16 protein-coding genes and 1 riboswitch are annotated in these 19780 nt (G+C 43.6%); of the genes, 1 reads left to right on the top strand and 15 read right to left on the bottom strand.

Annotated elements, in window-relative coordinates; genetic code table 11:
• From FBF83_RS09790 to FBF83_RS09775, 4 genes are all read right to left on the bottom strand, one after another.
• The gene (locus FBF83_RS09790; protein ID WP_136946967.1) at positions 1-675 is read right to left on the bottom strand and encodes a methionine ABC transporter permease; all 675 of its coding nucleotides are present in this window, start codon (positions 673-675) and stop codon (positions 1-3) included.
• Positions 665-1699: a methionine ABC transporter ATP-binding protein gene (locus FBF83_RS09785; RefSeq protein WP_136946966.1), complete on the bottom strand. Its 1035-nt coding sequence runs from the start codon at positions 1697-1699 to the stop codon at positions 665-667. The genes FBF83_RS09790 and FBF83_RS09785 overlap by 11 nt, the downstream gene beginning before the upstream one ends.
• A gap of 21 nt (positions 1700-1720) precedes the next feature.
• Positions 1721-2527 carry a MetQ/NlpA family ABC transporter substrate-binding protein gene (locus FBF83_RS09780; RefSeq protein ID WP_136946965.1) on the bottom strand — a complete coding sequence of 269 codons (807 nt, stop codon included), beginning with the start codon at positions 2525-2527 and terminating at the stop codon, positions 1721-1723.
• A 169-nt stretch (positions 2528-2696) separates the two neighbouring features.
• Positions 2697-2805, bottom strand: a riboswitch (SAM riboswitch).
• Positions 2806-2915: 110 nt separating this feature from the next.
• Positions 2916-4910, bottom strand: a complete 1995-nt coding sequence (locus tag FBF83_RS09775; RefSeq protein ID WP_136946964.1) for a S9 family peptidase — start codon at positions 4908-4910, stop codon at positions 2916-2918.
• A 954-nt stretch (positions 4911-5864) separates the two neighbouring features.
• Here FBF83_RS09775 and FBF83_RS20835 point away from each other — a divergent pair.
• The gene (locus tag FBF83_RS20835) at positions 5865-6011 is read left to right on the top strand and encodes a BH0509 family protein (protein WP_169525321.1); all 147 of its coding nucleotides are present in this window, start codon (positions 5865-5867) and stop codon (positions 6009-6011) included.
• A gap of 127 nt (positions 6012-6138) precedes the next feature.
• Here the strand turns inward: FBF83_RS20835 and murQ are convergent, their stop codons facing one another.
• From murQ to FBF83_RS09705, 11 genes are all read right to left on the bottom strand, one after another.
• Complete coding sequence (gene murQ, locus FBF83_RS09755) at positions 6139-7047, bottom strand: N-acetylmuramic acid 6-phosphate etherase (protein WP_136946960.1); 909 nt, start codon at positions 7045-7047, stop codon at positions 6139-6141.
• 18 nt (positions 7048-7065) lie between these two features.
• A complete protein-coding gene (locus tag FBF83_RS09750; RefSeq protein ID WP_136946959.1) occupies positions 7066-8028 on the bottom strand; it encodes an N-acetylglucosamine kinase in 963 nt (320 codons plus the stop codon).
• Positions 8015-8839: a carbohydrate ABC transporter permease gene (locus FBF83_RS09745; RefSeq protein WP_136946958.1), complete on the bottom strand. Its 825-nt coding sequence runs from the start codon at positions 8837-8839 to the stop codon at positions 8015-8017. The genes FBF83_RS09750 and FBF83_RS09745 overlap by 14 nt, the downstream gene beginning before the upstream one ends.
• A 13-nt stretch (positions 8840-8852) precedes the next feature.
• Complete coding sequence (locus tag FBF83_RS09740) at positions 8853-9809, bottom strand: carbohydrate ABC transporter permease (protein ID WP_136946957.1); 957 nt, start codon at positions 9807-9809, stop codon at positions 8853-8855.
• A 16-nt stretch (positions 9810-9825) separates the two neighbouring features.
• The gene (locus tag FBF83_RS09735) at positions 9826-11085 is read right to left on the bottom strand and encodes an ABC transporter substrate-binding protein (RefSeq protein ID WP_136947166.1); all 1260 of its coding nucleotides are present in this window, start codon (positions 11083-11085) and stop codon (positions 9826-9828) included.
• Between the two features lie 5 nt (positions 11086-11090).
• The gene (locus tag FBF83_RS09730) at positions 11091-12113 is read right to left on the bottom strand and encodes a serine hydrolase domain-containing protein (protein ID WP_240688045.1); all 1023 of its coding nucleotides are present in this window, start codon (positions 12111-12113) and stop codon (positions 11091-11093) included.
• 1 nt (position 12114) lies between these two features.
• Positions 12115-12966, bottom strand: a complete 852-nt coding sequence (locus tag FBF83_RS09725) for a MurR/RpiR family transcriptional regulator (protein ID WP_136946955.1) — start codon at positions 12964-12966, stop codon at positions 12115-12117.
• A gap of 417 nt (positions 12967-13383) precedes the next feature.
• Positions 13384-14655 carry an exo-beta-N-acetylmuramidase NamZ domain-containing protein gene (locus tag FBF83_RS09720; protein ID WP_136946954.1) on the bottom strand — a complete coding sequence of 424 codons (1272 nt, stop codon included), beginning with the start codon at positions 14653-14655 and terminating at the stop codon, positions 13384-13386.
• A 28-nt stretch (positions 14656-14683) separates the two neighbouring features.
• Positions 14684-16780 (bottom strand): glycoside hydrolase family 3 protein, encoded by a 2097-nt coding sequence (locus tag FBF83_RS09715; RefSeq protein WP_136946953.1) that lies wholly within the window; start codon positions 16778-16780, stop codon positions 14684-14686.
• Between the two features lie 24 nt (positions 16781-16804).
• Positions 16805-18481, bottom strand: coding sequence for a serine hydrolase domain-containing protein (locus FBF83_RS09710; protein WP_136946952.1), 1677 nt, complete (start codon positions 18479-18481; stop codon positions 16805-16807).
• A gap of 360 nt (positions 18482-18841) precedes the next feature.
• Positions 18842-19759, bottom strand: coding sequence for a nucleoside hydrolase (locus FBF83_RS09705; protein WP_136946951.1), 918 nt, complete (start codon positions 19757-19759; stop codon positions 18842-18844).
• Between the last annotated feature and the right edge of the window lie 21 nt (positions 19760-19780).

The following is a 19780-nucleotide window of genomic DNA, read 5'->3' as shown; positions in this document are numbered from 1 at the left end:
TTAATCCTTTTTCAACCGAGCTGAGAGAACATTTCCAAACGATTGGAGCCCTTGTACAAGAACAATTAGAAGGAACACCGTGACATACATCACATCTACTTCATACCGCAAGTGACCATATCGATAAGCAAGGTCCCCAAGACCACCGGCGCCGACAAGTCCAGCCATTGCCGTTGCTCCGATCAGTCCGATGGTTGCAATCGTTAACCCAAGCACAATCGAGGAACGAGATTCTCTTACTAGAACATGCCAAATGATATGTCGTGTTTTCACACCCATTGCTTCATAAGCTTCAACGACACCTCGGTCCACTTCAAGTAGCGCCGACTCCATCAATCTCGCAATATAAGGCGCCGTAAAAACCACGAGTGGAACAATGACACCCTTCACTCCGATTGTTGTGCCCGCGATCATTTTTGTAAAAGGTAAGATGAAAAACAATAGAATAATAAATGGAATCGACCTGATTACGTTAATGACCGCATTTAATAAACGAAAAAGAAATTTATTCTCGAGCGCTTTTTCTGGTCGCGTCAAAACTAGAAGTACACCTAATGGAAGGCCAATTAATACCGAGATTAAGAGTGAAATCCCCACCATTTGAAATGTCTCAATGATCGCTTCCCAAATATCTGCTCCCCAGAGATCAATGAATTCCGAAACGTTAGCTGACATGTGCTTCCACCTCCTGAACATATCCTTCTACAACGACACCATTTTCTTCTAAAAAGGCGACAGCCCGGGCTGTTTCTTCCGCTTCCCCATCCAAATGAACAACAAGCCTACCAAACGGCTGATCTTTCAGCTGCGTAATATTCCCGGCTAAGATAGACGGATACACGTCGAATTTCTTACTAACGAGCGCAAGAGCAGGACTGCCGGAGCTTTCCCCAATAAATGAAAGATTCACGATTTGACCACGTTTTTTTAAACGCGAGACAAGCGATTCTGGTAGCTCATCCTGGAATAACGACTGTACGAATCGTTTCGCTGTCTTTGTCGCAGGTTTACTGAAAATATCTACTACCCTGCCTTGCTCAATGACTTTTCCTTTTTCCATCACTGCGACTTCATGACAGATCTTTTGAACAACGTGCATTTCATGAGTAATGAGTAAAATTGTGATTCCGAAATCTCGATTAATTTGTTCTAGCAACGACAGAATTGATTCTGTTGTATCTGGGTCAAGCGCACTTGTTGCTTCATCACATAAAAGCACTTCAGGCTCATGTGCAAGAGCTCGCGCAATGGCGACGCGCTGCTTCTGTCCTCCTGATAACTGGGAAGGATAGGCCTCACACTTATCAGATAACCCGACGATCTCTAAATATTTATCCACTCGCGCGTTAATTTCTTTTTTCGGAACACCGGTCAGCTTAAGCGGGATCGCGATATTTTGATAAACGGTCCCTGTTTTCAATAGATTAAAAGATTGGAAAATCATCCCGATTCGCTGCCTCGTTTTTTGAAGCTTTCCAGTAGACAAGGACGTGAGCTCAATGTCATTAATAAACACTTTTCCATCTGTCGGTCGCTCCAGTAGGTTTACCATCCGGACGAGCGTGCTTTTACCAGCACCACTATATCCGATGACACCATAGATACTCCCTTTTTCAACCTGAATGGAAACATCATCAACCGCCTTCGTTATCGTTTCACCGCTTTTATACGTTTTCGTTATGTTTTCTAACCGAATCATCTCACCCACTCCTCTTCCAAATTACCAAGATGCAACAACAGAGCCGTTAAATTCGTCCTGAATAAACTGCTTCACTTCATCTGATTGATAGTAGTCCACTAGCTTCTGAATACGCTCATCGTCTTTGTCCTCCGTTTGTGTCGCAATCACGTTCACCCAAGGAGAATCCTCTGGCTCAATCTCAAGCGAGTCTTCTTTTGGTACACGTCCACTTTCCATCGCAAAGTTCGTGTTAATTGCTGCAATTGCAAGCTCACCAAGCTGTCTTGGAATCTGAGAAGCTTCTAATGGAACAAACTCGAGATTATAAGGATTTTTCTCAATATCTTTAATTGTCGCTTTCACTCCGACGCCATCTTTTAACTCAATAATGCCAGCTTGCTCAAACAACATAAGCGCTCTTGGTTCGCCTGTTGAATGGTTTGGTAACCCGACTTTGTCGCCTTCCTGCAATTCATCAAGACTTTCATATTGATCGGAATAAATGCCCATTGGAAAGTTAATTGTCGTTGCTACTTTTGAAAGCTCTAATCCTCGCTCTTTCACAAAGTCATTTAAATACGGCTCATGCTGAAACACATTTGCATCAAGTTCCCCTTCATCTAGAGCAGTGTTCGGCATCACGTAGTCATTGAATGCAATCACTTCAATTTCAAATCCATCTTCAGCTGCCACTTCCTTTACTTTGTTCATCACATCTTCATGCGGACCAGCTGTTACCCCGACCTTAAGTGGGGCATCTTCAGAATCCCCAGAAGCCTCATTTCCTGAACAACCTGCCAAAAAAACTAATATCAGTGCACCCAATAAGTAGAACGATTTCTTCATCTCTCAATCTCCTCCCGAATCTTCTAGTAATGTAAAGCGTTTGAGCACTAAAATATAAAAGTATAAAAATCCCTTTTGCCTCGAAAATCCCCCTTCCAATAAAAAAACTCCCTCTGTAAAGTACAGAGAGAGTTGTGTGATTTCATCCTAATCAGCAGCGCTGAACTCCCTCTCATCTTTCAAACGATTGCTCGTTTGCTGGAATTAGCACCTTTCTCACGAATTGAGATGGTTGCCGGGCGTCATAGGGCCAGTCCCTCTGCCACTCTAGATAAGAGTTTTTAATATTATTTAACTATTTTTAATAGTATAGTATCTTTCACGAAAAGCGTCAAGCCGAGAAATAGTGCCTGTCACCACCCGGTATTTGTCGAAAAATGTATTATTCTCATTCTCCTAAATGAGTATCAAACCAACCTGCTAGATGTTTTAATCTTTCAACTCGCAGTTCTGGATGACCGCTTCGTGATAAGTTATGATCTGAATCTGGGAAGCGGACAAATCTTGTTTTCTTACCACGGTGTTTTAAAGCCACATACAATTGCTCACCCTGTTCAATTGGGCAGCGATAATCGTTTACGCTATGGAGAATTAGAAGAGGTGTTTGAATTTGATCAACGTACTTTAATGGTGAATGATGCCAGAGCTTTTCTGGATTCTCATCCAAATCACTTCCTACTTCCCACTTTGTGAAAAAGTAGCCAATGTCGCTAACACCGTAAAAGCTCTGCCAATTTGAAATAGAGCGTTGTGTAACAGCTGCTTTAAAACGTTCTGTTTTCCCGACAATCCAGTTCGTCATAAAGCCGCCGTAGCTTCCACCTGTCACAAAAAGTCTTTCTTCATCAATAAAGGAATAGTTTTTAAGCGCAACATCAACACCTGTCATTAAATCTTCATAATCGCCACCGCCATAATCACCACGGCACCCATTCACGAACTCTTGCCCATACCCCTGGCTTCCACGTGGGTTGGTATAAAGAACAACATATCCTTTAGCTGCAAGAAGCTGAAATTCATGCATAAATGAATTCCCGTACATCATATGTGGACCACCATGAATCTCAAGAATCATAGGGTACTTCTTGTCTTCCTCAAAACCTATTGGTTTCATAAGCCATCCCTGAATCTCCACCCCATCTTTTCCCGGGTATGTAAACATTTCTGGTATAGAGAGCTCATAGCCCTGAAGAACTTCAGCATTTCGAGTAGAAATACACTGCTCCTTCACATGATCATCGCTAAATGAGAGCGTAGAAACATCGCCAATATTCTCAGGATCACTAACCGCAACAGACGCTTCGTTCACACTAGGCACATAGTGAAAAGCGTAGTGGTGCCTGTCACCACCCGATATTTGTCGAACTGTGGAATCTAATCCAGCATAATAAATTCCTGTGTTGCCCTTTGCACTTGCAAGGAAATAGACACCTGTCCCTTCGCTATTCCACATCCCACCAGGTGAAGCACCTCCCCAGTGCATATCAGAAATTAATACATCCGTACACTCAAGATCAACCGCTTCTGTTAAACATTTAAACTTCCTTGAAGCGAGATCGACTGTCCAGACCTTATTTAGCGTTGCCCCTTCATGCTCAAAAAAATGACCAATAAAGGAAAGACGCTTTCCATCAGGAGACCACTTAGGCGCAAGAAAGCTTCCACCCTTTTCGTTCAACAGCTCCGCTTCTCCCTCATCCTCCAATTGCTGGACGAACAAATCCGAGCGCATATAAGAGCCTTCTTCCTCATAGCGACTCCTTCCAAAAACGATTCCTGTTCCGTCAGGTGACCAACTAGGATTAGAATGATTGAACGGAGCATCTGTTAACGCCTCTACCTTTCTAGTCCCTGTCGTCACATCGACAAGCACAATCTGTGTATGCTTGCCATCGAGAAATCCCTTCCCATCCGCTTTATAGTGCAAATCATTCACAACAAGCGGCTTCCTCACATCGTTCTCATCGTCTTCTCCATCTTTACTTAACACAAGAATTGCTGAACCATCCGGTTTCCACACAGGGTCTACAGCTCCATTTGTCAGCTCTGTTAGCTGACGTGCTTCACCGCCTTCAGTTGAAATGAGCCATATTTGATTCTTTCCTGATCGATCAGAAACAAACGCAAGCGTCTTTCCGTCCGGTGACCAGCGTGGTGACTGATCTTTAAACTTGCCAGCTCCTGAAGTAAAATCACTCTCAATTCCTGTTGCACGATTCACAAGCACAAGATTAGAAGCATACTCTTTTTCCTCAGTAATCACTTTCTTAACATACACAACGTAACACCCATCTGGTGACAACTGCGGGTCCCCAACAAACGTTAGATCGTACAGCAACTCTTCCTTTATCATTGCTTGATCTACACTCATATCTACTTTCATGACTTCCACTTCCTTTCATTGTTTCTACTTCCCTTATATAGATTGAATTCCTGCCACAGAAGCCCTTTAAGTCGTCTTTTGAAAAGGCTCTTTTCTCAAAAAATGTTGCTTCTGAAAGAATTTTTGTTTTTGTATAAAGAACCAAACTTAGCTGATCGGAGCGGAAGGTGCTCGACTCCTGCGGGACTAGCGGGACAGGTGAGACCCCACAGGCGCAATGTTTTTGTGCACCGAGGAGGCTCAAGCGTCCCGCCCCGCGGAAAGCGAGCATCCTGGAGCAGATGAGACCCCGCAGGCGCGATGTTCTTGCGCGCCGAGGAGGCTCACCGCCCGCACCAAGGAAAAGCGAGCATCCTAAAGCGGAAATCCCTCTCACTCTTATCGCAACAATGTTTATGAAAGGCTCTTTTTTCAAAGATTGTTGCTTGTAAAAGCATTTTTGTATAAAGAACCAAACTTAGCTGATTGGAGCGGAAGGGTGCTCGACTCCTGCGGGACTAGCGGGACAGGTGAGACTCCACAGGCGCAATGTTTTTGTGCACCGAGGAGTCTCACAGCCCGCCCCGCGGAAAGCGAGCATCCTGAAGCGGAAATCCCTCTCACTCTTATCGCAACAATGTTACGAAAACAGCCTTTGAAAAACAGTCAATCGTTTATCAAGAAAAATTCATCCCATCAGACTCTATTCAAAACAGAAAACAGAAAACAGAAGTGAATTATTACCTATTATGAAAAAATCCACAACATAAAAGAGCAAAAAGCGAACGCGTGTTTTTATTTCGCCCATTTTTCCCTGAACCTACGCTCACTTTCATAGCAATTTCACATCGTTTTTATGCAATACATCTCAAAACGGTATTTGAATCATCTCAATATGAGATGTATAATGAAATTAATAAATTGAAAGCGGTTAACAAAACGACCATACCGCTTAAAATACAGGGAGGATTTACAATGAGCCAGCAAGCACGAAACCAATTTATTGAACTTTTGTGCGACAAAACGACAATGAACAGGGATGATGTTCTAAGGATGTCTGATGCGGAAGTAGAATATTTTCACTGGCTCTACTTTGATGAATCACCAGCGGACCTGATGTAACTTATATGAACATTCACACCCCCTGCAGGATCTCTCCTGCAGGGGATGTTTTGGTGTTGGTGTCCTTATTAAGAGGTGAAGTGCGTTACCAGTGATACCATCGGTAACGCACCTCACCTCTCCTTTTTCACTCCTTCTCAAGCCCCTTCATCACCTCAGCAAAGTTCCCATCCTTTTTCTCAAGCATTTCTTGCGCTTCATCCACTCCAACCTTCAAAAGAATCATAATCACTGCAACACGAGGGTCACCTTCTGCTTCCTTACTAGACCGCAAAGCCTCACGTTCTGAAACCCCAGTCAACTCCTGAATAATCGAAACCGTCCGCTTCCGCAACTTCTCATTCGAAGCCTGCACATTCACCATCAAATTCTGATACACTTTCCCAAGCTTGATCATCGACGCCGTTGTAATCATGTTAAGAACCATCTTTTGTGCTGTACCCGCTTTTAATCGAGTCGATCCAGTCACCACTTCCGCTCCTACTGGCAATTCAACCGGATACGTGACAAGTGTTGAAAGCTCTGACCCATTATTACAAGCAATTCCAGCAGTCGGCACGCCCAACTGATTTGCTGCCTCAATAGCCCCAAGCACATACGGCGTTCGACCGCTTGAAGCAATGCCGATCACCATATCGTTCGACGTAACGTTCTTTCTAACATCCTCTATTCCCGTTTCCTTACTGTCTTCCGCTCCTTCAATCGGATAGCGAAGCGCACGATCGCCGCCAGCAATAATTCCATTGACTAGATCTGCTGCAACGCCGAATGTCGGAGGACATTCGGAAGCATCCAACACACCAAGACGCCCGCTCGTGCCAGCTCCGAAATAAAAGAGTTTGCCTCCATTTTTCATCACCGCTACAGCACAATCGATTACACGCTCAATTTGAGGCAATGCTCCTTTTACAATGACAGGTACGCTTTGGTCTTCCTCATTCATCAGCTCGATGATTTCGAGCGTCGTAAACTGATGAAGCCGCTCCGATTTAACATTTCTCGTTTCCGTGTTGGGCGAACTGTTCACATCCGTCATCTCCATCTCTCCACTCTATTAGCTGCCGTGAGACGACAGTAAATTTTCTTTCTGTTGATCTGTTATCGCTCGACCTCGCGAAATTAGTGCACAGATACACGCACCTGCTGCCGGAGAGAGGAGTGGATAACAAACCTCGCACATCAACTTCCTCTCATTTCTCATTTCAGCAAAGCTTCTCCTGAAAAACTCTGATTGAAAAAGACCACCACAAACGACGAGTTTATCGTCGTCCCCTTCAATCGCCTTCGTTAATTCATTTAACTGTTCCATTGCTTTGTTCATAATCATCATCGCTGGCAGGTTCTTCTGTTCAGCAAGCAGAATCACAACTTTAGCGATTGAAGCGATTTTCATACGAGGATAGGGATCTTCATAAATGGCGGTTATCATTTCAGATGCGCTTGTAAGCTGTAGAAAAGAAAGCACCTCTGTCACAAACACCTCATCCCGCTTTTCCGTTCCATCATGCATCGCGGCCACCATACGAAGCGCCTGTCTTCCAATATCATAGCCACTGCCATCATCACCAAATAAATAGCCCCAACCACCTACACGCCTTGTCTCATCACCGCTAATCGAATACGCGATCGATCCTGTTCCGGCAATTAAAACCTTACCTTCCGTCGTATATGTGCCACTTGCCAAGGCTCCATAAGCATCGTTTTTCACTTCGATATAACCAGTGAAGAATGGGAGCGTTTCTTTAATCCATTTCTTCCATCTCACTTGATCCTCTTCTCGATCTCCACCAGCCGTAGAGACAAATATCCCTTCAAGCACTCTATCTTGTAAACCATCAGTCAATTCCATCACGACATGCTGAATCGCTGATCGCACGTCAACTTCCTCACGAGATTTCAGATTCGTAGATCCTGCCGTACTTTTCGCCACTATCACACCGTCATCATCGCATAAGAGCCCAACTGTTTTCGTTCCCCCGCCGTCTATTCCGATGTAGTACTTTTTATTTGATTGCACCCTGAGTTAGTCCCTCCATAAATTGTTTGGAAGCAATGAAAAAGAGGACAATCATTGGAAGTGATGCAAGCGTCAGACCTGCAAATAGTGCTCCCCAGTCTGCAGAGTATTCACCGAATAGCGAAAGCATGCCAACTGGTATCGTCTTTTTCAAATCGTCCGTTATGAAGATAAGTGGAAAGAAGAAATCGTTCCACGACTGGATGAATTGAATAATCATCACCGTTCCGAGCGCAGGTCTCATAAGTGGAAGAACGACATTCCATAGAATACGAAGGTTTCCTGCCCCATCAATTCGCGCTGCCTCCTCAAGCTCACGCGGCATTGTGCGGAAAAATCCGGTCAGAATGAGAATGGAAAGTGGAATACCTGTAGCAACATACATAAAAATAAGCGACCAGAGAGAGTTTAATAGATTCAAATCCTTCATAAGAATGAAGAGTGGCACGATTCCAAGCTTGATCGGTAGCATCATCCCCATAAGGAAGAAAAAGAAGATCACGTTGTTCCATACATAAGTGAAACGCGCGATGTAGAAAGCTGCAAGTGACGACGTGATAAGAATTAATAAGACAGACACAACACTAACAAAAACGCTGTTCATGAAATACGTTGTGAACGGAATGATTTCAAGCAGGTTTCGATACGTATCAAGGTTGAACGTCTTCGGTAAAGCTAGCGGACTCGTGAAAATCTCAGCGCTTGTTTTAAATGACGACAGAATCATTAATAGAATCGGATAGATGCTGATTGATGCGATCAAGAAAGCAAATACATAGTAAAACGGTCTCGTCCAGATTGTATGATTCATAGAATCTCCCCCCTTACATGTCCACTTGTTTTTTCTGCATGTATCGTAGATAAAGTGCGGTAAAGAATGAAATAAAGATAAACAGCACAACGGCGAGCGCAGATCCTAATCCGACAGCTGTTGTTGATCCTCCAGCTGATCCACCAAATGCAAGGCGATAGAAATAAATGGCGAGGGTATCTGTTGAGTGATACGGTTCGCCTTGAGATCCTTGCATCGCATACACAAGTTCAAACGCTTCAAATGACTGAATAAACGTAAGAACCGTCATAATCATGAAAGAAGGCACCATTAACGGAAGGATAATTTTTCGAATCATTGGCAAACCGTCTGCCCCATCGAGTTTACCTGCTTCGAATAACTCTTTTGGAATGGACTGTAGACCAGCAAGGAAAATAAGGACACCAAAACCAATGCCATACCAGCAGTTTACGAGAATAATGGAGATGAGAGCCGTATCCGGATCACCTAGCCACGCTTTCTGCAATTGCTCGAGCCCGAGCTTTTCTAGAATCACATTTAGCGCTCCGTAGTTCGGATTCAGAATAAGCTTCCATAGAAAACCAACCACAATCACCGATAATAGCCGAGGCAAAAAGTATGCGATCTTCAGGAATTCAGAGCCTTTTACTTTTTTATAAATAATATATGCAAGAATAAAGGCGAGCCCATTCTGGAAGATCATTTGAAGCACGAAGTAAAGAATGTTGTGACCGAAGGCATTCCAGAACAAGCCTGAAAAAGGTTCAAGCGTAAACAGATCTTTAAAATTCTTTAATCCAACAAACTCCCCTCGCACGATTCCTTTCCAATCAAAGAAACTATATGTAAGTGCTGCAAACAATGGATATACGACGAAAACTCCATAAATAAGCAAGGCGGGAATAGGGAAAAGGTGGATGGTCCACCTTTTCCAGTTCCTCTGTTTTTTTAATTTAACGACTGAATCTGAATTCATGGCTGGTTTCATATTCTCCGCCCCTTAATTACTGTAGTGGTTCATACCATGACTTCGCGCTTTCCTGTACAGCGTTCGCTACTTCTTCTGGTGTACGTTCACCGAGGTACATCCCTTGAAGCTCAGTTTCAATCGTAGCTTTCGTCGATGGATTACCACCTGCGAAATGAACAAGCATCATGTATGGTGTTGACTGTTCTTCTACCGCTTTACCTAGCGCATTTACAAGCTCATCTTCAGACTCAATTCCAGGAATCGCGCTGATCATTTTAAACTCTTCCGTGAACATCGTGCCGAACTCTTCTGTTGTCATAAACTGCAGGAATTTCTTCGCGGCTTCTTTGTGCTCAGAGTTTGCATTGATCGCATAGGAGCCATCCACCCATGTTGTGATCGTTGGCTCTTTACCAACTGCGGATGGCATTGGGAAGAAGCCAAGCTCTAGTTCTGGATTCATTTCGCGAAGCACTTCAATTTCCCAGCTACCGAGTGGGAACATCGCAGCATCGCCTGTAAAGAACATTGTTCGAATATCTTCCATCCCTAGTCCTTTATAATTCTTAGGGAAGAACTGTTTGATTTCGTCCATTGCATCAATCGAGCTTTGGAACTCGTCACTTGTAAAATCTGTTTCGCCAGCTGTGATTTTATCCACGAATTCATTACCACCATAATGTGCTGGTCCAATAATTCCGTGTGAAAGGGACAGCAACCAGCCTTCTTTTGTTCCAAGTGAAATCGGAGTAATGCCTTCATCTTTAATCTTTTCGCTTAACATCTTGAGCTCATCCCACGTTTGTGGTTCTTCTAGTCCAAGATCATCGAAAATCTTCTTATTGTAGAACATTTGCGTTGTACTAATATTCAGTGGCACGCCATACTGCTTGTCATCCGATCCTTTTGAAGCAGAGAGCGTTTCTTCGGGATATTGATCAAGTCCTTCTAGACCATCAAGCGGTTCAAGGTACCCTGCATCAGCAAGCTCAATACCCGGTGTGTACGGACGAAGGTGAATAATATCAGGACCTTCACCACTTTGAAGCGCAGTATTTAGAATCGTATTGTACTCGGTATTCTTCGATGGTTTAAATTCCACATTAATGTCAGGATTTTCTTCATTAAATTTGTCGATCACCTTTTGATAGCTTCCTTTATCTTCTGTTCGCCAGCTGCCAATTGTTAGCGTAACTTCTCCCTCTGAATCTCCTGAATTGCCACCACTTTGTGAGCTACACGCGGACAACACTAGAATAAAAGCTAGAAAACCAACAAACATGAACGCTTTCATTTTCTTCAAAACGTTTCCCCCTTAGTTAATGTAGTTGAAATCAATGAATGAAGATGAGACCTGATCTGTTTCATATTGTGTTGCCTTCCGTAATGAACAATATTCGATAAGAAGGTCACAATGAGTTCTTCCTTTGGATCAATCCAGAGACTTGTACCAGTAAATCCAGTGTGGCCGAAGCTTCCTTCTGACCACCTCCTTCCACATGAAAGTGGTGCTCCATTTCCACTCCATACTTCAAAGCCTAGACCTCTGTTCCCTACCACATGAGTCCTTGCACGCTTCATTAGCGCTGTCGATAGTACATCCTGGCTGTCAGGGTAAAGAAAATAATGACCGTACTTCGCCACATCACTTGCAGTCGAAAAGAGACCAGCGCTTCCGCTCGCTCCACCAAGGAGGAGCGCTTTTTCATCATGTACTTCTCCTTGAATGTAATGATCCTTATACCATTCCGTTGAAGCAATATGATCCATCGTAGAAGGATTGAACGCTGTTTCTGTCAGGCCCCATGGTTTATATAGGTGGGTGTCGGTGAACGTCGGAAGGTCCATTCCGCTTATCTTTTCAATCACTTTTCCTAGTAAAATCATTCCGATATCGCTATACTGTACCTTTTTGCCTGGTTCCGATATTAATGGTAATTGAACAATTTCTTGAAGGATATCCCTTTGTTCCTCCCGCTTAACGGGAGGTTCAAGGTCTGCCGGCAGTCCCGCTGTATGCGTAAGAGCGTGCCATATTGTAACTTCTGGATGCTGATAGTCTTTGAGGTAGGTTTGTATGGACTGATCGAGTTCAAGTGGCGTATGCTCAAGCAGCCATAAAATTGAAGGAAGGGTTGCCATCACTTTCGTTAGCGAGGCAAGGTCAAACTGTGTCGTTGTTGTAATAGGACAATCTTGTTGATGACGGTCTAGATAGTGACCATAAGCCTTATGAAATACTATCTTTCCGTGATGTTGTACATGTAGAACGGCTCCTGGAAGCTCCTTTTGATCGACTAGTTGTCGCAGATATGTATCCACATCACACATGCTTTTTAACATCCTCGACTGCTTTTCGAGTTCGTTCAAGCGCCGCAACGCTTTCGTCATAATTGCGACTTGTTATGCCAACATACAAAATATCAATAACGTTTAGCTGAGAAATACGGGAGCTCATCGCGCCACTTCGAATGCTTTTCTCAAGCGAGCTTGTGAAAAGCTTAATGTCAGCTAGATCAGATACTGGATTTGCACCGTATTTTGTTAACGTAATCACTTTCGCTCCGTTATCTTTTGCGATTTGGAGCGATTCAATAATATCTTTCGTCTGACCTGAATAAGAGATGCCAAACACTACATCCTGCTCACCGAGGTTTGCGCTAATTGTGCCCTGCGTATCATAATCAACAGCCGCTTCACACCAGCGATTAATGCGTGAGAGCTTCTGTTTAAAATCCTGCGCAATTAAGCCAGATGCACCGATACCATAAAGCGCTATTTTCCTTGCCTGATCGAGTGCTTCAATGGCTTTCTCGACCTCTTCTTTCGATAGAACGGAAATTGTGTCGTTAATCGATTGAATGTTGTTGTTTGATACATTTGCTATGAACGAATCCACTGTTCCATCAATCGAAATTTCCTGATAAGACTTGTTCGAATACTTTGTAGCAAGATCGCCTGCAATCCGAAGCTTTAATTCCTGAAATCCCTTGTAACTAAGGGTGCGTGCCAGACGAATGATCGTGGCTTCGCTCACCTCTGTCCTTTGGGAAAGTTTCTGGATCGACAGGTTGATCACTTCTTCTGGAAAATCGATGATATACTCTGCGACTTTTCGTTCTGACGGTTTTAAAGAAGTGATGGATTCTTGAATGCTAATTAATCCTCCGTTCACTTGTAACCCCCTCACCTTTTTTAAGAATTTTCTAATAAGTTTAGTGTATCAAGTTTTATTTATTAAATAAATACTTTTCCTGAAGTTTTGTTACATTTTATAAAAAAAGCAACTGTTACACGTCGTCTAAAGGGTCCCTATTTGGGGTGCAAATTGTGTGGAGATAAGGTCCTCCGGGGGATGACTCGCTTTCCGCGGGGCATGCGCTGAGCCTCCTCAGGCTCCGCCTTCCGGGGTCTCACCTGTCATGCTTATCCCGCAGGAGTCTCGCCATCCCCCTCCAGACCTTGCCGAAGTTGGCGCATGAAATCTCTAATGGCTCCTAAAAAAAGTTAAAAGACTCGTCAATTGACGAGTCTTTTGTCTTGTATAGGAATTAACCCTTTACACGTAGTCACAAGTGCTCTTTCCATAACGTTAGTAAAGCAAGTAATCTTCTCTCATTTCGTTAAACTCCGTTAAATCGTCCTGCCATTGTTGCTCCATCTCTTCAACGCTTTTACCGTCTTCAATTGCTTCACGAATCCAACCGTTTCCGACGAGAAGGTCAAAGAATGAGACGCCTGAGCTATTTTCTGCTCGGAATTCAAAGTCCTCTGGATATAGGTCATGAATCGTTTTTACAAGACTTAATCCGGTTTTCACTGGTTTGTACGCTTCTTTGTCCGTAACATGAATTTGAACACCATGTGTTAATTTACCCGCATGCTTTGAAAAAGAAGGCGTAAAGGATGCTGCTCTGAAATCAACGCCAGGGAGTTCAAGGCTGTTAAGTTCTGCTGCAAGTTCGGTGGAATTGATGAATGGAGCACCGATCAATTCAAATGGCTTCGTTGTTCCGCGTCCTTCTGACACGTTCGTTCCTTCAATTAATGCCGCCCCTGGATATACAAGCGCTGTATCAAGCGTTGGCATATTAGGTGATGGGAGCACCCACTCGAGTGGCGTGTCATCGTAATACATATCACGCTTCCATTTATCCATTTCAACAACCGTTAAATCAGCACCGATCTCAAATTCTTTATTGAAAAGCATCGCAAGCTCTCCAACCGTCATCCCGTGACGAAGTGGAATTTCATATTTTCCTACGAAAGACGAGTACTCATCGTCAAGAACAGGTCCTTCAACCGCTTCCCCACCAAGAGGATTCGGGCGATCAAGAACGATAAACTCAATGTCATTTTCCTTAGCCGCTTCCATCGCATAAGCCATCGTGTAAATGTACGTGTAGAAACGAGTCCCAACATCTTGAATATCAAATAGAAGAACATCAATACCTTCTAACATTTCAGGTGTTGGCTTTTTGGTAGCTCCATAGAGACTGTACACAGGAAGACCCGTTTCTTCATCAGTATAATATTCGACATATTGACCAGCCTGAGCGCTCCCGCGTACACCATGTTCAGGACCATAAAGCGCTTTAAGATCAACATCTGGATCATGGTGAAGCAAATCGACAATACTCGTTAGATCTTGATCAACCCCTGTTGGATTCGTAATCAGTCCAACGCTCTTCCCTTCGATCAAGGCTTTTTGTTCATCTAAAAGGACTTCCACACCAAGCTTGAATTTTTTCTTGTTTTTCTCATGACCATAAGCGTTACCATTTCCTTTGTTATCAGCAAGCGCCACGGATAATGAAGACAGAATGAGAATAGACGTTAACAGCATAACCAACCACTTTTTCATCGTAATCCTCCCCGTTTAAATGATGAATTTAGTATGTTAACCCATGACCAAAGTGATAAAGCACATCGTCATTTTCCCCGGGTATTGTAACTGGCAGCTTACCAGACGGTTGATTCCCACCAAAAATCGTCGCCGCAGTTGCCTCAAAACTTGCCGTTCTAAATCCATATTGTGCAATGTAGCTATCAACATTCGGATATGCCATGATGTCGTATGGATTGCGAATGCCGACTGCGATTACTGGAGCATCTGCACCTGCCATAATGCTTTGTACCATCTTCATCTGTGCATGATCCGGTGATCGCGTGCCTACGCTGTACGTATACGTCCCGATGATAATTTTATCTGCTTCATCTATCGTCGCACGTTGCTCATCAGTCAGTTCATAGGTAGAATTCGCTGAGATTACGGTAGTGTGATTATGATGAGATTTAACGGCATCACCAAGTGAATCGACAAAGCTTCTTCCGACCACAACAACGTGCTCGTCGCTATCGGGATCAAGTGGAAGAACACTCTCGTTCTTTACAAGCGTAATCGACTTGTTAGCTGCTTCCTGTTCAACCGCTTTATGTTCCTCGGATCCAACTACCTTAAGCGCACGTTCTATTTGATCGTTCACGTCAGCTGGATGTTCCGATTTCATAATGCCTCGTTTTACTTTTAGCGTAAGAATTCGATCAATGGAAGCTTCAATTCGTTCTTCAGAAATCTCACCTGTCTCCACTGCATCAAGCAAGCCATGAGCTACTTCAGGAAGACCAACAGGCATCAATACAATATCCGTCCCAGCTTTTACAGCTCGAATCGCTGCATCGACTGACCCGAAGTGATCCTGAATCGCCTTCATATTCATCGCATCTGTTGTAATGACGCCCTCGTATCCCATTTCTTCTCGCATTAGCTCTGTGAGTACTTTATGAGATAGAGTTGCAGGAAGCGAAATTTCAGTTCCGTCCTTCTTAGAAATCACTTTTGTATCATCGATTTTCGGGAAAGTTACGTGAGCTGTCATTATCGCATCAATTCCAGCATCCATCGCCTGTTGGAATGGATAAAGCTCGACTTCCTTAAGACGTTCTTTATCGTGTGGAACCTCTGGAAGACCGAGATGTGAATCGACCGCTGTATCACCATGACCCGGGAAGTGTTTTGCAGTTGCTGCTACGCCTGTTTCCTGAAGCCCTTTCGTGTAAGCAATACCGAGATCAGCCACAAGCTCAGGATCTTCTCCAAACGAGCGAACACCAATGACTGGGTTATCCGGATTATTGTTCACATCCATATCTGGCGCGAAGTTCATGTTCACACCAAGCGATTCAAGCTCTTCGCCAATCGCATGACCAACATCATGCGCTAAGCTTTCTGATCGAGTTGCGCCAAGTGCCATGTTCCCAGGCATATCCGTTCCAGTCTGAAGGCGTGTCACAATTCCTCCTTCCTGATCAATTGTCATCAGCATGCCGTATTTTTCAGATGCCTTCTGATAATCGGATACGAGCTTCGTTGTTTGTTCAGTCGTCACGACATTTTCTCTAAATAAAATAACCCCGCCAAGATGGTATTCTTTGATTTGCGCTTCGATTTCAGGAAGCATTTCAGTCACATTTTTACCATTCCAGTTCCGGTAATCTGGCATAAGCATTTGACCGACTTTCTCTTCAATCGTCATCCCATCGATTGCGTTTTGGATGATATCGTATTGCTTGCCTTTTTGTTTAATGAGTCTAGCTTTTGACGCTTTTTTGGAAGACTTGTCTACTTTGTAATCAAGAGCAATTCGATCGGAGTGTGATCCATCAGTAACGCTGATAAACGTACGTCCACGCTTACCCGTAAGCATAACGTTGCCGTCATCATCAACTTTTGCCACCTTCTTGTTAGATGATTTCCAGGTTAGGTTTTGCTCCGTTTTCATAAAATAACCATCATCATAGAGATGTAGGGCATTTAATGTAATCGTATTTCCGTCAAATTCTGGACTTGCTTCAGGTACATTTTCCATTAGTATTAAATCCGAGGCATTCCTTTCTTCTGCAGCCGCTTTCCCCGGCAGCATTCCCTGCGAGAAAACCATTAATAACGCAAGAAAACCTACGATCATTCGTTTACGCCGTACTCCCATTTCTACCCCTCCTGATATTGAAAATTAATATGAGCGTTGCATCCATTTGTCACTTTTTAAATTAAGATCCATTCCATTCAATTTGACCTGATCAACATACCAGCCGCGTTTGTTAACAGAACCGTCCGTGCTGTACGTAAAACGAATAGCCGTCGTTCCTGGTGGAATGGAAACTTCTTCTTTCTCCCAGTCCAGGCTACTTCCTGTAAGGGTTGCGACTTCATTCCACTCACTGCCATTTGCTGTGACCTCAACTGATCCTATATCATAGCCTTCCTCTATCCGGTACCATGTATTAAAAGTTAAGGTAGTATTTTCCGTAACATCGACTTCAGCAGTAAGGTGCTTCGACTGCTTATCTCCATAACCGCCAAACCAAGGCTTCGCTTTTTTACCCATGGCAACCGGGATCGCGTCAGCTACTTTTCTTGCAAACTCTCGTCGTGTTGGAGAAGTTGAAACTGTGTTACGCGTTGGATGCACACGATTTGTTAAGAGAATCGCGATCGTTTGGTTTGTTGGACTAACAACAATGGACGTCCCAGTGTAACCTGTATGCCCGAGCGTTGTGCTCTCAGAAAGTGCGTCCATAAACCACCCTTGTTGAAGCTCCCAGCCAAGTCCGTGATCGTCACCAGGAAATTCAGGGATACGGTTTTGAGTTAAAAGTTTAACCGTTTCAGGTTTGAGGATACGCGTACCGCCATATCGGCCTTCCATGAGAAACATGTGAGCAAACTTCGCTAAATCTGAAGCAGTTGAGAATACTCCTGCATGACCTGCTACTCCTTTAAGTGACCAGGCATTTTCGTCATGAACCTCACCCCAGACAAGACCTCGATTCGTCCACGGCTGATATTCGGTTGCGGCAATTCTTTCTTTTAATGTGGAAGGTGGATTGTACATCGTATCGTTCATTTTGAGAGGCTGTGTGATTTCTTGTTTTACATATTCATCGAGTCGCATACCGGATAAACGTTCAACAAGGGCACCGAGCGTGATCATGTTGAGGTCGCTATATGTATAATCGGTACCTGGCTCTGATTGGAGCGTGTAATTGAAAACATACTGAAGTCGATCTTCACGACTTCCTTCAATCGAATAAAGAGGGATCCATGGCTTAAATCCGGACGTATGTGTCATTAGCTGTTCAATGGTAACGCTTTCTTTTCCGTTAGCAGCAAATTCAGGAATGTATGTTGAGACAGGATCATCAAGCTGGAACTTTCCTTCCTCGTAAAGCTTCATAGCAGCGGTCGTTGTGAAGACTTTGCTAATCGAGGCAAGATCAAAAATCGTATCCATACTCATAGGGATTGGATTCTTCATTTCAGTGAACTCATCATCTGTGTATTGTGCGGAATAACCGTAGGCTTCCTCTTTCACAATGTGACCCCTTCGAGCGACGAAGGCTACCGCACCAGGCATTACTTTTTCGTCAATTGCATTTTGGAGGATGTGGTCAATTTCCTTGAGCGGCTCTTCTCTCATGCCAGCACCTTTAATTGAGCCTTCGTGGAGAACAGGTGATGTAGGACCAGGATTATCCCATGAAAAATTCGGATGTGTTTTGCTGGATTGATGGTGGTTCACTTTATTCTCTTTTTCAATGGTTGGACCTGGAGCAGCTAATCCGGACGGAGTTAATAATGACGTGCCAAGTACAGTTGTTAGCAGCAGCGACAGCGTTTTACTTCTCATATTATCCTCCTTTTTGCTTATACGTACCGTAGACGCAAAGCCTCCTCCCATCTTAATTTACAGAATATTCTTTCCAAAGTGTAACCTGATCCAATATAGTCGTCTATACCACTATTGTCACGTATGAAGAGAAAAACATACAAATTCCGCATCCTTTTACCTATGTCTTTGGAATGAATTTGAAGTTTTATGATCCATGATCTGATTGAGATTTGGAGCATTGTTTCAAAAAGTAGACGATAAGTCATTAAACAAACGTTTGATTAAGGAGGGGATTAAAGAGGGAGAGAAGCTAGACGAAGTTAATAAAAGAGAAAAGGAGTTGTCAGGCACGTCACCGACCACGCACCTGACAACTCCCTATTTCAACGCCCGAAGAAGCAGCGCCCAAAACTTCTCAAAATCAAGGCTATGCGCAAACTTTACATTCGGCTCTCTTCCTGTCACATTTAGCCGATCAACACAGGTTGTGCCATATGTATATTCTCCCTTTGTTTCAATATCGACTCGAACCTTCTCAAATTCAAAGATCGATTCATCTATTAAATAAGCAATCGTACATGCGTCATGAATTGGTGCCCCTTCAAAGCCAAAGACTTCTCTATAGGTTTTTGTAAAATAAACGAGGAGATCTCTAACAAATACTGACGTTACACTTTCAATAGAGTCAATCTTCTCAAGAATTGCTGGAGTAGTGATTGCCTGATGAGTGACATCAAGCCCAAACATCGTTACCGGAACACCACAATTGAAGACAATATCCGCTGCCTCGGCATCAACGTATATATTAAATTCTGCAGTCGGTGTCCAATTTCCAAAGGTTCCGCCACCCATTAACACAATTTCCTTGATCTTCTCCACGATCCCAGGTTCTTTTTGGATCGCATGCGCAATATTTGTGAGCGGTCCCGTTGGTACGAGCGTAATCTCTCCATCAGATTTCATCACTTTTTCAATAATAAAATCGACAGCATGCTGCTCAATAGCTGTTTTCTTTGGAACTTCAGGAAGCTGCGGACCGTCTAATCCCGAATCACCATGGATGTCAGGAGCAAACTCACGCACTTTCACAAGAGGTTGTTCCGCTCCACGAGCAACAGGTACATCTAGACCAATTAATTCACAAACTTTCAACGCATTAAGCGTTGTTTTCTCAACTTCCACATTACCCGCAACCGTTGTAATACCTTCGATCTGAATGCGATTACTTGATGCTGCCAGAATGATAGAAATCGCATCATCATGACCAGGATCACAGTCTAATATTACTTTTCTCATTAAGAATACCTCCTAGGGTAG

Origin of the sequence: Guptibacillus hwajinpoensis (assembly GCF_005144865.1) — a bacterium.
Classification (GTDB): domain Bacteria; phylum Bacillota; class Bacilli; order Bacillales; family Guptibacillaceae; genus Guptibacillus; species Guptibacillus hwajinpoensis_A.
The sequence above is the reverse complement of the archived record's forward strand: the minus strand, read 5'-3'. Positions and strand labels throughout refer to the sequence as shown.

Excerpts from the sequence above, each read along its gene's own strand:
- FBF83_RS09790 (WP_136946967.1), bottom strand. The coding sequence starts at position 675 with ATGTCAGCTAACGTTTCGGAATTCATTGATCTCTGGGGAGCAGATATT.
- FBF83_RS09785 (WP_136946966.1), bottom strand. The coding sequence starts at position 1,699 with ATGATTCGGTTAGAAAACATAACGAAAACGTATAAAAGCGGTGAAACG.
- FBF83_RS09780 (WP_136946965.1), bottom strand. The coding sequence starts at position 2,527 with ATGAAGAAATCGTTCTACTTATTGGGTGCACTGATATTAGTTTTTTTG.
- FBF83_RS09775 (WP_136946964.1), bottom strand. The coding sequence starts at position 4,910 with ATGAAAGTAGATATGAGTGTAGATCAAGCAATGATAAAGGAAGAGTTG.
- FBF83_RS20835 (WP_169525321.1), top strand. The coding sequence starts at position 5,865 with ATGAGCCAGCAAGCACGAAACCAATTTATTGAACTTTTGTGCGACAAA.
- murQ (WP_136946960.1), bottom strand. The coding sequence starts at position 7,047 with ATGACGGATGTGAACAGTTCGCCCAACACGGAAACGAGAAATGTTAAA.
- FBF83_RS09745 (WP_136946958.1), bottom strand. The coding sequence starts at position 8,839 with ATGAATCATACAATCTGGACGAGACCGTTTTACTATGTATTTGCTTTC.
- FBF83_RS09740 (WP_136946957.1), bottom strand. The coding sequence starts at position 9,809 with ATGAAACCAGCCATGAATTCAGATTCAGTCGTTAAATTAAAAAAACAG.
- FBF83_RS09735 (WP_136947166.1), bottom strand. The coding sequence starts at position 11,085 with ATGAAAGCGTTCATGTTTGTTGGTTTTCTAGCTTTTATTCTAGTGTTG.
- FBF83_RS09720 (WP_136946954.1), bottom strand. The coding sequence starts at position 14,655 with ATGAAAAAGTGGTTGGTTATGCTGTTAACGTCTATTCTCATTCTGTCT.
- FBF83_RS09715 (WP_136946953.1), bottom strand. The coding sequence starts at position 16,780 with ATGGGAGTACGGCGTAAACGAATGATCGTAGGTTTTCTTGCGTTATTA.
- FBF83_RS09710 (WP_136946952.1), bottom strand. The coding sequence starts at position 18,481 with ATGAGAAGTAAAACGCTGTCGCTGCTGCTAACAACTGTACTTGGCACG.
- FBF83_RS09705 (WP_136946951.1), bottom strand. The coding sequence starts at position 19,759 with ATGAGAAAAGTAATATTAGACTGTGATCCTGGTCATGATGATGCGATT.